Source organism: Bacteroidota bacterium (assembly GCA_041658205.1).
Lineage (GTDB): Bacteria > Bacteroidota > Ignavibacteria > UBA10030 > UBA8401 > UBA8401.
This window is the reverse complement of the sequence record JBBAAO010000003.1, coordinates 338,467-353,556: the sequence shown is the minus strand read 5'-3', so window position 1 is coordinate 353,556 and position 15,090 is coordinate 338,467. Positions and strand designations below refer to the sequence as shown.

The 15,090-nt window shown below is 43.3% G+C and carries 11 protein-coding genes; all 11 read right to left on the bottom strand.

All coding sequences use genetic code 11. The features are described 5' to 3' along the window. Positions 1-11 precede the first annotated feature (11 nt). Entirely contained in the window at positions 12-1,184 is a 1,173-nt protein-coding gene (locus tag WDA22_16575) for a helix-turn-helix domain-containing protein (GenBank protein ID MFA5835095.1), read from the bottom strand. A gap of 498 nt (positions 1,185-1,682) precedes the next feature. Then, positions 1,683-3,155, bottom strand: a complete 1,473-nt coding sequence (locus WDA22_16570) for an ammonia-forming cytochrome c nitrite reductase subunit c552 (GenBank protein MFA5835094.1) — start codon at positions 3,153-3,155, stop codon at positions 1,683-1,685. Between the two features lie 47 nt (positions 3,156-3,202). Then, on the bottom strand, positions 3,203-3,814 hold the full coding sequence (gene nrfH / locus WDA22_16565) for a cytochrome c nitrite reductase small subunit (protein ID MFA5835093.1): 612 nt from the start codon (positions 3,812-3,814) through the stop codon (positions 3,203-3,205). Between the two features lie 66 nt (positions 3,815-3,880). Next, positions 3,881-5,077 (bottom strand): 4Fe-4S binding protein, encoded by a 1,197-nt coding sequence (locus WDA22_16560; protein MFA5835092.1) that lies wholly within the window; start codon positions 5,075-5,077, stop codon positions 3,881-3,883. A 126-nt stretch (positions 5,078-5,203) separates the two neighbouring features. Next, positions 5,204-5,638 carry an Rrf2 family transcriptional regulator gene (locus tag WDA22_16555; protein ID MFA5835091.1) on the bottom strand — a complete coding sequence of 145 codons (435 nt, stop codon included), beginning with the start codon at positions 5,636-5,638 and terminating at the stop codon, positions 5,204-5,206. Between the two features lie 7 nt (positions 5,639-5,645). Next, the gene (locus tag WDA22_16550; protein MFA5835090.1) at positions 5,646-6,635 is read right to left on the bottom strand and encodes a dihydroorotate dehydrogenase-like protein; all 990 of its coding nucleotides are present in this window, start codon (positions 6,633-6,635) and stop codon (positions 5,646-5,648) included. Between the two features lie 63 nt (positions 6,636-6,698). Further along, positions 6,699-10,289, bottom strand: coding sequence for a pyruvate:ferredoxin (flavodoxin) oxidoreductase (gene nifJ, locus WDA22_16545; protein MFA5835089.1), 3,591 nt, complete (start codon positions 10,287-10,289; stop codon positions 6,699-6,701). 789 nt (positions 10,290-11,078) lie between these two features. After that, complete coding sequence (locus WDA22_16540) at positions 11,079-11,843, bottom strand: 3'-5' exonuclease (GenBank protein MFA5835088.1); 765 nt, start codon at positions 11,841-11,843, stop codon at positions 11,079-11,081. Positions 11,844-11,881: 38 nt separating this feature from the next. After that, the gene (locus WDA22_16535; GenBank protein MFA5835087.1) at positions 11,882-12,649 is read right to left on the bottom strand and encodes an outer membrane lipoprotein-sorting protein; all 768 of its coding nucleotides are present in this window, start codon (positions 12,647-12,649) and stop codon (positions 11,882-11,884) included. Further along, positions 12,646-13,920, bottom strand: a complete 1,275-nt coding sequence (locus tag WDA22_16530) for an FtsX-like permease family protein (GenBank protein ID MFA5835086.1) — start codon at positions 13,918-13,920, stop codon at positions 12,646-12,648. The genes WDA22_16535 and WDA22_16530 overlap by 4 nt, the downstream gene beginning before the upstream one ends. Further along, entirely contained in the window at positions 13,917-15,089 is a 1,173-nt protein-coding gene (locus WDA22_16525; protein MFA5835085.1) for an FtsX-like permease family protein, read from the bottom strand. The genes WDA22_16530 and WDA22_16525 overlap by 4 nt, the downstream gene beginning before the upstream one ends. Position 15,090: the final 1 nt, after the last annotated feature.

The following is a 15,090-nucleotide window of genomic DNA, read 5'->3' as shown; positions in this document are numbered from 1 at the left end:
ACGTTAATTATTTATTCGCCGATAGTCGACAACAACAATTTTTTTCTGTATTCGGAAGGGGTGACGCCGGTTTGTTCTTTGAACAATGTGTTGAATGTGGCTTTGGAATTAAACCCTGCATCGAAAGCAATGGAGAGAATTTTCAAATGTTGTTTGGAGCGATCTGCAAGATCCTTCTTCGCCTCTTCCAGGCGATATCCGTTTACGAAATCATAAAAATTCTTTCGGAGTTTTGTATTGATTACTTCTGAAAGATTGTGCGGCGAAACGGATAACTCTTCCGACAATTCCGTAAGCGTCAGAGAGCTGTTGCGGTAGATCTTCTTTTCTTCCATCAACCGAAGGAGCGATTGAAGATATTGCCCCGCCGTTTCATCGGAAAGTCCCGAGCGTTGATATTTTGCTCCATTGTTTTCATCCTGAGTGATTTCAATTTCTTCTACCACGTGCATCACTTTCTCCACCGAAGGATCGGAGAAGATTTCCGACTTCATCAATCCGAAAAACCCCATAGCATACACATAGATGGCAAAAACAACGGAGACAAAAACGTAGTTGGAAAGATTGATTCCCTGCGTCATCAGCGTATCTTCAACCAAAAACAATATCCAAGCGGAGAGCATCGCCAGCGTGGTGTTGCGGAGCCAGTTCATTTGCAGCTGTTCAATAGAAGAGAGAACTTCTTTCAACTGTTTGTTAAAGCGGATAATCAAACGGAGTCCGGCTGCAACGTAGAACAATCCCTGAGCAATCAACAGCCAATTAAACAGACGCAAAAAGAATGGGGCTGTATCGGGAGTAGCGGCTGTTGCCTCGGAAAAATCAACGAATCCGAAGACAAATGCTATCAGTAGTGCAGATTCAAAGAGGAGAAACAAGGCAAAATGGATCCAATCACCCGGAGCTATATGTGTTTGCCTTCGCAGCAGATATTTGGTATAGAGAAACTGCAGAGGAGAAGCGGTAAGGGGAATTCCGACAATAACAAAAACAAATGGAATTATCTGATAAACACCTGCGTCTTGAATAAGCAGGTGAATAGAGATTACCGTAAAACAGAATAAGAGCGCAGCCAGGAATCTGTTGGCAAACAACGCACGGTGTTTTTGAAAAATGAGCACTGCCAGCAGAAATGATTGCGATGCGGCCACGATGAGAACAATATTCACAACGTTCAATTCCATATGGAAAGATAACTGGAATTGCCAGGAACTACAATACAGAAAAGAACACACTCTGTAAGAGGAGTTATATGAAATGATTTATACTGTGAAGCGAGTGTTTGATGGGAAAGAATGGAGTTTAACACAAAACAGTCGCCATGTAACTAGAACCCATCTTAAAAATGAAACTATTGCCATCCTGAACGGAGCGAAGGATCTGAGTAAGCCACAGAATTTTTTTCAAAAAAATGTGCAACGAAGCCCCGTTGTTCGGTTCCGCGTTTGGGAATCCCGCAAGGCGGAATCTCAAAAAACGGGAGGTGCCGTGCATATAAAAAACTTATCGGCAAATCTGATACTATTTTCAGATTCTTCAGTATGACCGTTGTTTTTGTGTTTTTGAGATTCTAGATGATAATTCCATTCTTCGGTTTGTTTTCTTTTTAATAGAGCAACTAACAATTGATCTCTCACATGACTTATTTTTTATCTAATACTCTGATTTCTAAATATCTCACCTTAATACTTCACATCTCCCTGACGTTCTTTTGCTTTGGCATCCCACGTTGGCAAGACAGTTTTCTTCCACTCATTTTTCTCATTAATCAATTTGGGAATATTTAATCCGATGAATGCCTGCGCTTTTGCTTTGGTAGAGAGATCGGGCATTTGCACTATTGGTGATGCGTTGTGTTTTATCAGCACTTGTGTAATAAACCGTCGTGCCTCTTCTGCTCGTTGAATTGATGTTCCAAGCACTCGTGCACCTTCCAGAGGAGAGTGGAAGCCCACTGCATTTGCTGCTGACACCCAATCCCAACGCCATTGTGCCGAGCGGATAAGTTTTAATGCGGGAACCAGTTCGGAAGAATCTGCACCCGCATTGTACGCAGCCGCTGCTTCAATGTGTGCGGCCACAAGTGCTTTTTCTGCAAGGTGTTTTAATTCCATAATCTTGTCTTGTCTGTCGTTTACATTTTTTGTCAGTACTTGTTCGCTCTCGCGATGACAGACTTGACATGAGCCAGCGATATTTTCCAATGGAGAAGCAATCTTATGATTGGTGAATTTTACGCCCCCTTCGTTTTTGTACGGCATGTGGCAATCTGCACACGAAACACCCCGTTCGGCATGAATACCTGTGCGATACAATTCATAATCTGGATGTTGAGCTTTAAGAATGGGTGTTTTGCTGATTGTATGAACGAAATCAATATGACCAATCTGTTCATAATACGCTTCCATTGAGTCGGCAGAGAATCCTTTATCCCAAGGGAAGGTGAGATACTTTTCCACTTTTCCTTTGAAGTAGTATTCCACATGACACTGCGCGCAGACGAGTGAGCGCATTTCCTGACGCGTTGCGTTGTTGATATCTTTTCCTTGCCGCTGCCACGCTTCAGCAAGTGCCGGGCGTGTGATTCGCAGATTCATTGTTTTCGGATCGTGACAATCCTGACAGCCGATGTTGTTCACAATCTCATGACCGAGAGAATCCCAATGTCCTTTATAAAAATTTGCCGGTCCTATTTTGTTCATAATGCGGGGAACATCCGGACTTTTACATGACCAACATGTAGCGGGCTGAGGAACAGCTGTACGAAGCGTATTTCGTATATCGCTAATGGCATAATAATGTCCGCGAGCCTGATTATATTCTCGAGAGAAAGCATATCCTGCCCACAAAATAACATTGAGCGGATCCTCTTCAAGCAGATCTCGTTTTTTGTTTCCTCCGTATTTGCTCAGGTATGTCGTGTCTTTTGTACTTTTATATGTTTCATATTCACGGGGATAATTTTCTCCCCACACCTCGTTGCGTGGTTCCCACTCCGCAATCGGTTTTGTTACTTGGTATTGCATCATTGCTTCACTGCGGCGTTCCATAATGGATGCACCCAGCCAGCCGACGAGAAATACAATGATGATTGTACCGCCGAACAGCACCCAAGCGGTCCACGGTTTTTTTTCGATAAGTTCAGTGATGTTCATAATAATGCTCCGCGATATAAAAGTATTTTTTGGGTGGCAGGTCGGCGTTAACGTTGACCTGCTCGATCATTATGTAGGTATTTTTTTATCCACGCTGGTGTCACATCGGACGGAATTGGAATACGTGCATATGGAACAGAAGCTAGACTATTTACGCGTCCATGTGGTGTTTCACGATGACATTCCCAGCAAAGTTTTCCGTCTCCATGCTGTTGTGCTTCAAGAGTGACAAATCTTTCGTTCACATTTTGAGTAAGTTGGGAATGACATCGGATGCAATTTTGTTGAACCACGGCAATCCCAGCATCATGAATATGAATCACTTGCGGCTCCATGCGGAACGTGAACATAAATGAATGTCGCGTACCATCCATTGCTTTAAATGCATATTTGCTGACGACATTATTGTGTGGGACATGACAGTCATTACAAACAGTCACTCGTGCATGACTGCTTCGTTCCCATGTTGCAAACTGCGGCGCCATCACGTGACAGTTCATGCAGGCGCGGGGATCGTCGGATAGGTATGACGTGGCATTACCAACATACAGCACCAGCAAACCGAGTCCGAACAATGTTCCTACTGTTATGAAAACAGGAATACGCCACTGTTTCGGCGGCTTCAGGGCGTGGATAAGTGAAATGATAAATTGCTTCATCGGTAGTGTACGGTGTTGAAATGATCTTCAATATGCACGTGAATATGGAAAATGTAAAGAAGATTCTTAATCGTTTGGCCCGTATTGCGGAACAGAACCGCGTGCATGATTGTAGAGCGGCGAATCAAGATTTTGAAAACGAAATTGGTATTCATCCTTTGAAACCGAGTTTTTCCAGTGTCCGGTTAACATTCCCAATCCGGTAACCGCAATAAACACTCCTGCTACAAGTGTACCGAAGACCCACGGTGAAATTGAAGCAGACTTTTTTTTAGATCGAAGCACAAGGGTTTCTTTTACAGGACATTCTTCAACGCAGCGCAGGCAACTTGTACACTCATCGCTCCACACTTGACTGACTTGATGCACTTTGATATTCGATGGACAAACTTTTGTGCAGAGTTCGCAATCAATGCAGTTTTCTTTCACACGCGTGATTCGGAAGGGCGCTAATAATCCGGTAATGCCTAGCAAAGCGCCGTAGGGACATAAATATCTGCACCAAAAATTTTTAATTACTACCGAGAAAAGCATCAATCCAATAATTGTCCAAAGAGCAAATTGCGAAATCTCGGCAAAGAAGAGATACATTTTAATATCGGCCACTTTGTTGTATGGACTGTTAATGAATATTTCCAATTCTTGAACCGACATTGCCCCGATGGCATAGACAAAAAAGAAGAGAAGAAGATATTTTAACGAACGGAGCGGATAATCCAGCCATCGCCACACAATAATATTTTGTTTGAAGAGTTGTTGGCCAAGCATCCAAAGCGATTCGCTCAGTGTGCCAACAGGACACATCCAACTGCAGAATGCTTTTTTCATAATCAAGCTAACGGCGATAAATCCGACAAGGATAATTGTTCCGGCTGGATGAATTGTGTTGAGTGTTCCGCTGTAGATCCAGTGAAGCATTCCCATTAATGCGCTGATAGGGAGAAATCCTTCAACGCCCGGAGGGCGTTCAACGTATGTTTCAGTCCCAAAAGACATTCCCCATTGCATGAAGAGATAGAATTCAATGCCGATCCAAATGCAGAGTAACACAAACGCTAGTTGTACGGATGACCGAAAGAATTGTGAATCGTTCTTTAGTCGATCCATAATTCGACGATACCATCGGAAAGAGAGATTCGGTTTGAATTTTTTTCGACGTTGTTCTGTAGGAATCTTTCGTAAAGCAGGAGAAGCGTGTTTGATATCAGAGCGATTTGTCTGATTATGTGATGCAAGCTTAATAATGGAAATTGGAGTATTCATTGTTCGTAATAAATTACAATGTAGTGAAAGCATGCGTCAGTGCGGTGTTTACCGAACCGACGCATTGATAAAGTTCTGTCGAAGTCGAAGATGGTGATGGATAAGCCAATTCGACAAATCAGCTAATTATGCAGCTTTATATCCATCCTTTTTAATGTCTTTTGCGACATCAAGGATGTTCTTTTTGCTCAACGATGCAAAGAAATTCTCTTTGGTTGTTTTCCACTCGTTGTGCATGGGGCAGGGTGCTGCCACGTTACACTCCGAATAACCGAGCACGCAAAGATTCATAATATCGCTTCCATCGATTGCGATAATAATATCCATCAACACAATCTCTTCGGCAGGTTTTGCCAGCCAGAATCCGCCGGAAACACCTTTCATGGAATGAAGCAATCCCTTATGCGAAAGTTTCTGGAAGATTTTTCCCAGAAAATGAAACGGGATGTTTAAGTGCGATGAGATCTCTTTAATAGTGGTCATCTCGCCTTGCTTTTTTTGCGCAAGATAGATGATGGATTGCAATGCGTATTCACATTGCCTGCTGAAGAAGATTGACATAATTACCTCACATGTATGTTTGTAATGCTTTCATATAATTTGCTCGTTCGAATGATGACGGATCGGCAACCGATTTGTGGCTCATGCTCCCGCGCATGTCATTCAAGTTTGTATATTCGTGTTCTACCATCCATTGTTGGACTTCCGTCAACACTTCACGAATCTTTCTCGGTCCATGACGAAGAAGTGCCGAACACATCATTGTTACATTCGCGCCGGCCATAATTAATTTGATCACATCTTCACCGGAATGAACGCCAGTCGATGCGGCAAGATCTGCTTTAATCTTGTTATGCAGAATGCCTATCCAGCGAAGTGGTAATCGTAAAGAGTTAGATGAACTTAAGACAACGCCTGGTTCCACGCTCAATGTATCCAGATTGATATCCGGTTGATAAAAACGATTGAAGAGGACAAGGCCGTTGATGCCGATGTTATCCAATCGTTTTGCTACGTTGGATAACGACGTAAAGAATGGGGAGAGTTTTACCGCAACCGGAATGGAAACTTGATTGCGTACATCTTTCACAATATCCAAATATGTTTGTTCGATATCATCGCTGGTCATATTTGAATCGGTCGGGATATAGTAGACATTCAATTCCAAAGCATCGGCACCAGCCTGTTCAATCAATTTTGCATACTCAATCCAGCCACCTTCGGTAACGCCGTTAATGCTGCCGATGATCGGAATGCTGACCGATTCTTTCAGCTTTCTGATATGATTCAAATATTCATCCGGTCCGCTGTGATATTCGTGTGCTTCCGGAAAATAGGAAGTTGCTTCGGCATAACTTTCCGCGTGATAGGTAAGATGGTGATACAGTTCTTTTGTTTCGTGCCGGATCTGTTCTTCGAAGATTGAAAAAAGCACGACCGCCGATGCACCGTAATCTTCCATCAATCGAACACTGCCAACCGTGCGTGACATTGGCGAGGCGGAGGGGACGATGGGATTTTTAAGATTCAGTCCGAGATATTCAGTTGATAAATCCATAATAATTATTCTCCGTAAGATATTCATTGACCGTCATCTTGAAGGTGACGGTCAAGTTTAGTATTAATGACTTGCCGTTGTTGCCTGCGGTGTTGTGAAGTTCATTGCCGCAAGTTGTTCGTAATATCTCCATTTCTTCAATACATCTTCCTGTGCTTCGCGAAGTAAACGTTTTGCTTTTTCAGGATCCATTTTCGTTAACATTTTGTATCGGATCTCATTGTACGCAAACTCTTCAAACTTCACTTTCGGCGGTTTCGAATCAAGTTGGAATGGATTCTTTCCTTCTTTCATCAACGCTGGATTGTAACGATATAGCGGCCAGTAACCAGAGTCCACCGCAAGCTTCTGTGCATTCATACCAAGGCGCATGTTGATGCCGTGCGCAATGCAATGAGAGTAGGCGATGATAAGGGATGGTCCTTCAAATGCTTCTGCTTCTTGGATTGCTTTCACCGTCTGCAGATCGTTCGCACCCATCGCAATCTGTGCAACATAGGTATTAGCGTAACTCATGGCGATCAATCCGAGATCTTTCTTTCCACCCGGTTTTCCACCCGCTGCAAATTTTGCAACAGCGCCGCGAGGCGTTGCTTTGGACATTTGTCCGCCGGTGTTGGAGTAGACTTCCGTATCAAGAACAAGGATGTTTACATTTCGTCCGGATGCGATAACATGATCCAAACCTCCGAAACCGATATCGTATGCCCAACCGTCACCCCCCATAATCCAAACACTTTTCTTCACGAGTGCATCGATATATTGCAGCAATTGTTTTGATTCTGGAACATGAATGCTCTCCAATAAATGTTTCAACTGTTTTACGCGTTCACGCTGTTCATAAATCTCTGCTTCCGTCGTTTGCGTGGAAGAGAGAATACCGTTGACCAAACCTTCATTCAATTGAGGAAGAAGTTTAATCAATAATTCACGCGCATACTCTGTTTGCTTGTCAAACGAAAGACGGAAACCAAGACCGAACTCTGCGTTGTCTTCGAACAATGAGTTTGCCCATGCCGGTCCGCGTCCCTCTTTGTTTTTCGTCCAAGGCGTCGTCGGAAGATTTCCGCCGTAGATGGATGAACATCCCGTTGCGTTTGCGACCACCGTTCTGTCACCGAATAATTGACTGACCAATTTTACATACGGTGTTTCACCGCATCCTGTGCAGGCGCCGGAGAATTCAAACAGCGGTTGAAGAAATTGCGAGCCCTTAATTGTTTTCGTATCAACGGTACGTCGATCCGCTTCCGGAATGGTGAGGAAGTAATCCCAATTTGCCCGTTCAGAATCTCGCAGCGCCGGTTGCGGCTGCATGTTTAGCGCTTTATATTTTGTTTCTTTCTTATTCTTTGCCGGGCAAATTTCCACGCAGATTCCGCATCCGGTGCAATCTTCCGGCGCAACCTGTATTGTATATGCCTGACCTTTGTAATCATTTCCTTTATACTGCATATGTTTGAATGTTCCGGGAGTTTTTTCCGTCAACGCATTATCATACACTTTAATGCGGATTGAGGCGTGCGGGCAAACAAGTGCACATTTTCCACATTGGATGCACCATTCGGAATCCCACACCGGAATTTCCGATGCAATATTGCGTTTCTCCCACATCGTTGTGCCGACAGGGTACGTACCATCAATTGGCAGTCGGCTGACAGGAATTGAATCTCCCTGACCGGCAATCATTTTTGCCGTGACATTCTTAATAAAATCCGGGGCATGGTCAGGCACAACGGGTGGAAGTTGAATTGTACTTGTTAATTCATTGGGATAATCGACTTTGAACAAATTCTCAATTGTTCCATCCACAGCGGCATAGTTCATTTTCACAATTTCTTCGCCTTTTTTACCGTAGGTTTTTTTAATGGAATGTTTAATCGCTTCAATCGCCTGGTCTTTTGGCAAAACGCCAGAGATGGCGAAGAAGCACGTCTGCATTATCGTATTGACACGTGTTCCCATGCCGGTTTTTATTGCGACTGCATTTCCATCGATCACATAAAAGTTCAGTTTTTTATTGATGATTTGTTCCTGTACACTCATCGGAAGATTCGCCCAGACCCGATCTTTCGGGAAAGGAGAGTTCAGAAGAAATGTTCCTCCGGAAACGATGGAGGTGAGCATATCAAACTTTTCCAGAAACTGCCATTGATGGCATGCAACGAAGTTTGCTTGCGAAATCAAATAGGTGGAGCGGATTTCCCGCGGACCAAACCGTAAATGTGACACCGTCGTCGATCCGGATTTTTTTGAATCATAAACGAAATATCCTTGTCCATAGAATTTTGTCTCTTCACCAATAATCTTAATGGAATTTTTATTTGCGCCAACTGTTCCGTCTGCACCGAGTCCATAGAATAAGGAGCGAATAACATCCGATTTTTCCGTGGTGTAGTTCGGATCGAAATCCAAACTGGAATGGCTCACATCGTCGTTAATACCGATCGTAAAATGATTTTTTGGTTTTTCTTTTCCCAGTTCGTCATACACTGCTTTTACCATTGCCGGTGTAAATTCTTTTGATGATAATCCATACCGTCCGCCGACTACTTTTGGATATTTTTTGAATTTAACATCGTCCGCTGCAAAATATTCATGCAATGCCGTGACGATATCTTGATACATCGGTTCACCTGCGCCACCCGGTTCTTTTGTTCTGTCCAATACCGCAATCGATTTTGTTGTTGAAGGGAATGCATCAATAAAATGTTTTACAGAGAATGGACGGAATAATCGGACTTTTACCACGCCGATCTTTTCTCCTTTAGCCAACAATGCTTCAACTGTTTCATGGACTGCTTCAGAGCCGGAGCCCATAATCACGATAACACGTTCTGCATCCGGCGCACCATAATAATCGAACAGGTGATACTGTCTGCCAACGATCTTTGCAAATTGATCCATCGTCTTTTGCATAATGTCGGGGCATCGTTCGTAGAATGGATTGACGGTTTCGCGAGCCTGGAAATACACATCCGGATTTTGAGCAGTACCGCGCATCACAGGATTGTTTGGTGTAAGTCCGCGCTTGCGATGGTGGGAAATAAAATCTTCGTTCATCATCGCTTTGATGTCGTCGATTGTTAATTGTTCGATCTTCATTACTTCGTGCGATGTGCGGAACCCGTCAAAAAAATGAATGAAGGGAACCCGCGCTTCAAGCGTTGCTGCTTGTGAGATAAGCGCAAAATCCATTACTTCTTGAACATTATGCGAGCACAACATTCCCCAGCCGGTGGAACGTGCCGCCATAACATCGCTGTGATCGCCAAAAATGGAAAGTCCTTGCGCAGCAATCGATCGAGCGGAGACGTGAAATACTGTTGAAGTTAATTCGCCAGCGATCTTAAACATGTTTGGGATCATCAGAAGCAATCCCTGCGATGCGGTAAATGTTGTGGTGAGCGAGCCAGTCTGTAATGCGCCGTGGACTGCTCCAGATGCCCCTCCTTCGCTCTGCATTTCGGTGACACTGGGAACGGTGCCCCAAATATTTTTCTTTCCTTCGGATGACCATTGATCGCACCATTCGCCCATGTTGGAAGAAGGGGTGATTGGATAAATCGCGATGACTTCGTTTGTTTTGTGTGCTACATACGCGGCAGCTTCGTTGCCGTCGATGATGACAAGTTCTCTTTTTACTGTTGACATAATATAGGACTCCGGATTCTGTTTTATTAAAGACATGGGGTACTTTTGCAAAAAGGTTGCCAAAGAAAACCACCAGAAATGTCAATGATTTGAATGGTTTAGAGGGAAATGATTGTCAGTTGTAAGAAAGAGTGGATATCGGACTCTTATTTGTAAGAAAGGGAAAATCGAAAAAAATTCACAGCGGAGGAGGAAAAGAACACTGAGAATATAAGTGATTCATACCGTGACTCACAGTCATGGCATTGTACTTACCACGAATAGCAAAAATAATTTTTTTGCTGTTGAGAAATTCAATCCTTCCTTTCTATTCTCTGTGTCTTCGTGGTAAAATCTATAAAAAAAGGACGATCTTGTGACCGTCTCGACAATAATTCTATGCGTTCTCTGCGGTGAAATTATGGTAGCACTTGCAAGATGTCGGACATTATCCGGCTGTGTTTTTTTCCGTTAGATTCTCTGTGTTCTCCGTGCCCTCTGTGGAAAATCTACTACGCGTTCTCTGTGGTAAAATTATGGTAGCCCTCGCAAGATTGCGGACACTTTTTGAAAATGCGTAGGAGATGCAGACATCATCGGGCACGCTTTAATATTTTATACTCTGTGCCTCCGTGTCTCTGTGGTAAAATCTATAAAAAAAAATGATGGTCTGGCGACCGTCCTGACAATGATTCTACGCGTTCTCTGTTGTAAAATTATGGTAGCCCTCGCAAGGTGTCAGACATTATCCGGCTGTGTTTTTTTCCGTTAGGTTCTCTGTGTTCTCCGTGCCCTCTGTGGTGAATGCTTTTAAATAATCTCACCGCTTAGAATCTTCCGGGCGATAAATTTAGTATGTTCAGAAAAATCCTTATCCAGCATCCATTTCACCATGCCGAGATTGTCAGCAACAGGGAGTCCTTTGTTCTTGCCGAACATGAAGATGATTTCTCCTTTTTTATCGCGGGAAAATTTTCTGTCGTAATCGAGATACTCGCTCTCTTGAAAGAAGTTTTTATGTAAGGAATCGATTGTTGGTATAAGATCAGAATATTTTTCTAATTGTCCGTTCAGGACTTTGATCGTTGCCTCCACATCTGCTTCGGCGGAGTGGGCATTGACGATTTCTTCATTAGCATAGAATTTCAACGCGGCGGCGAGATTGCGCGGCTCTTTCTTGAAATAGATAGAGAGTGAATCAATCACTTTTACTTTTTCAAAAGGATTTTCTTCCAGTCCGGCGCGCAAAAGTTCTTCCACCAACAACGGAATATCAAACTTTGCAATGTTGTACCCTGCAAGATCACAGTCAGAAAAGAATGATACAATCTCATTCCTTTTTTCTCGGAACGTCGGCTCGTTCCTTACCATTTCATCGGTAATACCGTGGATTTCTGTAGCAGAAGGTGGAATCGGCATCTCCGGATAGAATCTCTGCAACAATATTGTTCGGGATTTATCCGGCATGATCTTAATGGCACAGAGTTCGATAATCTTGTCTTTCGTAAGACTAACACCGGTGGTTTCAAGATCAAAAAAAATGAGCGGACGTTGTAGTAAAAGTGAGTTGAGCATGTATTCCTTAGTTACCAATTATTTAAATATACAAAAAGTTATCGTCGTAGCGAGGCTTTCGTAAAGATGTGATCAGGAATTGTCGCATCAAATTCAATGGAATTGATATGAAATTCTGTTCCTTTTCCTTCTTTTAAAACATCTTTATATACTGCTGATTGAACCATCCAACGGTTCGCAACATTCCCCATTTCTATAACTTCAACCGTTTTTAATAATTTCCCGCTTTTTGCAAACAGATGTTCTTTCAAGATTACAAAGCGTGCTTTATCAACCCATACTTTTCGTTTATCATACGCAATATCTTCTTTCTTCGCGGAGAGATCCAGAACCCAACATTGCCTTCCCATTACTGTATCGTCTGTAGCGATTCCGGCGTTATACAGATTCGGCAACCGTGGGTCTTCCATCATATCCTCGTACGAAAGGTCAGAACCCATTACCGATTGTCGTAACATATGCTGAGAAATCATAATGGTCCTATCCGAAGAGGGAGAATAGGTCCACAACATATCTTTCAATTTCAACATCTTAGTCCCTTTTTCCCGCGCAGGGGCAAGATATTCCGTGAACGCATCGTATGTACCGCGCTGCCATGATTTTGCCTCCACCGTACGACTTTCCCGTCTGCCATGGATAATCATTGTGGATGTAACAATCTTCGTTTCGGAGGCCATGTTGCGGTCAACTTTTTTTAAGATCTCATCACCGGTGATGGTTTGTGAAAATACCGCTAAACCGGGAATAGACAACATGAAAAAAATTATCTTTTGTATTGAAACAAGTGTATAGAAAAGCTGTTTCACGTTTCCAACTCCTTAAATAATTGTGCGGTTTGCCGTTTATAAATTCCAATACCGGAAATAGCTGTACCAAATATTGTAGCAAGAAGTCCGGGAAAAAAACCAATAACATATGTGACCGGAGTAATTTGTGCGCGGATCACATTGGAGATCATCAGCGAACTGTTTTTCATCATCCCCTCGATGTTAATACCATATTCTTGTAAATAATACGCAATCATCAACCCGAATACAGTGCCAACCGAGGAACCGATGATGCCGATAAAAATCGATTCCACAAGCATCGAACGATAGACATGTCCTTTCTCTTCTCCAATTGCAATCCGTACGCCAATTTCTCCGTACCGGCGGAGACTCCCCGTTAATCCCGTGTTCCATAAAACAATGGACATAGCAAAGACAAAGACTCCGATGATAATACCGGAGTATGCATCCATAAGATCAAGATAATCCGACATGCCGCTTTGCGTGCGCAGCGTTCCCATGACCGGGGCAAATTCATCGGATGAATTTTTATAGAATGAATTGAATTCCTTTGTCATCTCGTCAGCGCGTTCAGCATGATAAACATCATCCCGGAAGAATCCCAAAATCTCACCGGCACCGTTCTGCATATCCATAGCACGTTGAACATCTGAAAGATCGGCGATGATTGTACCGCGATCCATAGCGGCAACGCCGAATCGCACTGTTCCGGCGATTGTAAAATTGGTGATTGCCATACTGCCGTTCATAGTGGAACCGATGAGTGTAACAGTCTCTCCGGGAGCGGTCTTTAATTGTACTGCCAGATCATCGGCAATTAAAATCTCCGACGGCTTGGTTGGAACAGTCCCTCGAACAATAGAATTTTTAATGTTCAGAACATTCCATTCCGGACTATTCTGTGTAAGAAAATCCGCGGCGAAACCAAACACAGGGGATTGAGCGCGAGTTTCCATCTGAGCATCCGGAACATCCAACAATCCGCCAAATCGGATGCGTGGTGTCCAATATAATTCAGGGAATTGTTTTTGTAATGTTGTTATAAGTGTGTCAGTACCTAGCAATGCAAGATCGTTCGGGATCTGATCTGCTTCGCTTGCATATGCTTTGGTCATTACACGCACATGTCCTGTATTGTAATGTGCGGTAGTTTGGATCATGATGGTAATTACGCCGTGGAGGTACGCGTGGATGAATACTGTCAGCATTACTCCTGCGGCTACAATCAGCACCGGAAAGAGCGACCGTGAACGATCCCGAATAATTCCTTTCCAAAGAAATGCAATCATGTCATCTTTCCTCTCAGAGCATCAGTCGGTTTCAGCGATGCGATCTTTCGTGTCGGAAGAAAACTGACGATAGTGGTTACGACAAGGACAAGAATTGTTGTTCCGACGATCAACCCAAAAGAATATACAGGAAAGATCTTGTCGCCAAACGCAAATCCAAAATCATCCGTCGATTGTGGAAGCGCCCATCCGTTTTGAGCGATGAAAGAAAGGAGCGGAATTCCGTACAAGGCACCGACCAGCGCTGCGAGAATTCCATGAAATGCTCCTTCCATTGTAAAGAGACGAATCAGTTGAGTACGAGTCATGCCAAGCGCCATTAATGTTCCCATCTCTTTGCGTCGATGCCAGATGGAAAGCACTTGTGTGTCGAAGATGGCCAGCATGGCAAGGAACATTAGGATGGTATAAAAAATGCTCCCTCCAATGGACTTTGTTCTCACCAATGAATGAAGATCCTGTAAAAGGAAATCCAAATTTTTAAAACTCCAACCATCTAATGATGGAATGAAAGTGATCCCTTTTCGTATAACAATCATTGTCGCTTCGTTCGGCATTTCGGTGATTTGTTGCATCACGTTGAGCGGAATCCATATTTGGTCGTTGTCGATTTCCTGTACGGTTGTTTTGAAAATGTCTATGATAGTTACATCACGCGCGTCAAATGTACCGTGAGCGGTTCTCCATTGCACAGTAACAAGATCATCCCTTTTCAATCCGGTATGTTTTGCCATTCGTGTGCCGATCATAGCAGGTATCGTCCCTGCTTCGGCAATCAGTTTTGCAGAGGGGAGCGCAAGAATTGTCTGTTGCGGATCGATCCCTTTCAAAATAATATTTCTAAATCTTCCGCCGGGATAGATCGTACCTTGTCGGATGAGAATGGGAGTTGATGTTCCCTGTTCAATATGTTGTTGAAGTTCTTTGGGAATTATCCCATGCGCATCAACGATCGACAACGGATCGTATGGATCGTAACGCTCTTGCCAATATTGTCCTCCTCCATAAAACGCATCAATGGTTGCTTGTTCAACCTGGTCGTTCATTCCGGTGTACACACCTTGAAGAAAAATAATCGCAATGAATGCAAACGACAGAGCTGCCACATTAAGCCATGTCCGTAATCCGGCTCCAATTATGTTTCGATAAGCAAGTTTTATTATCAACATG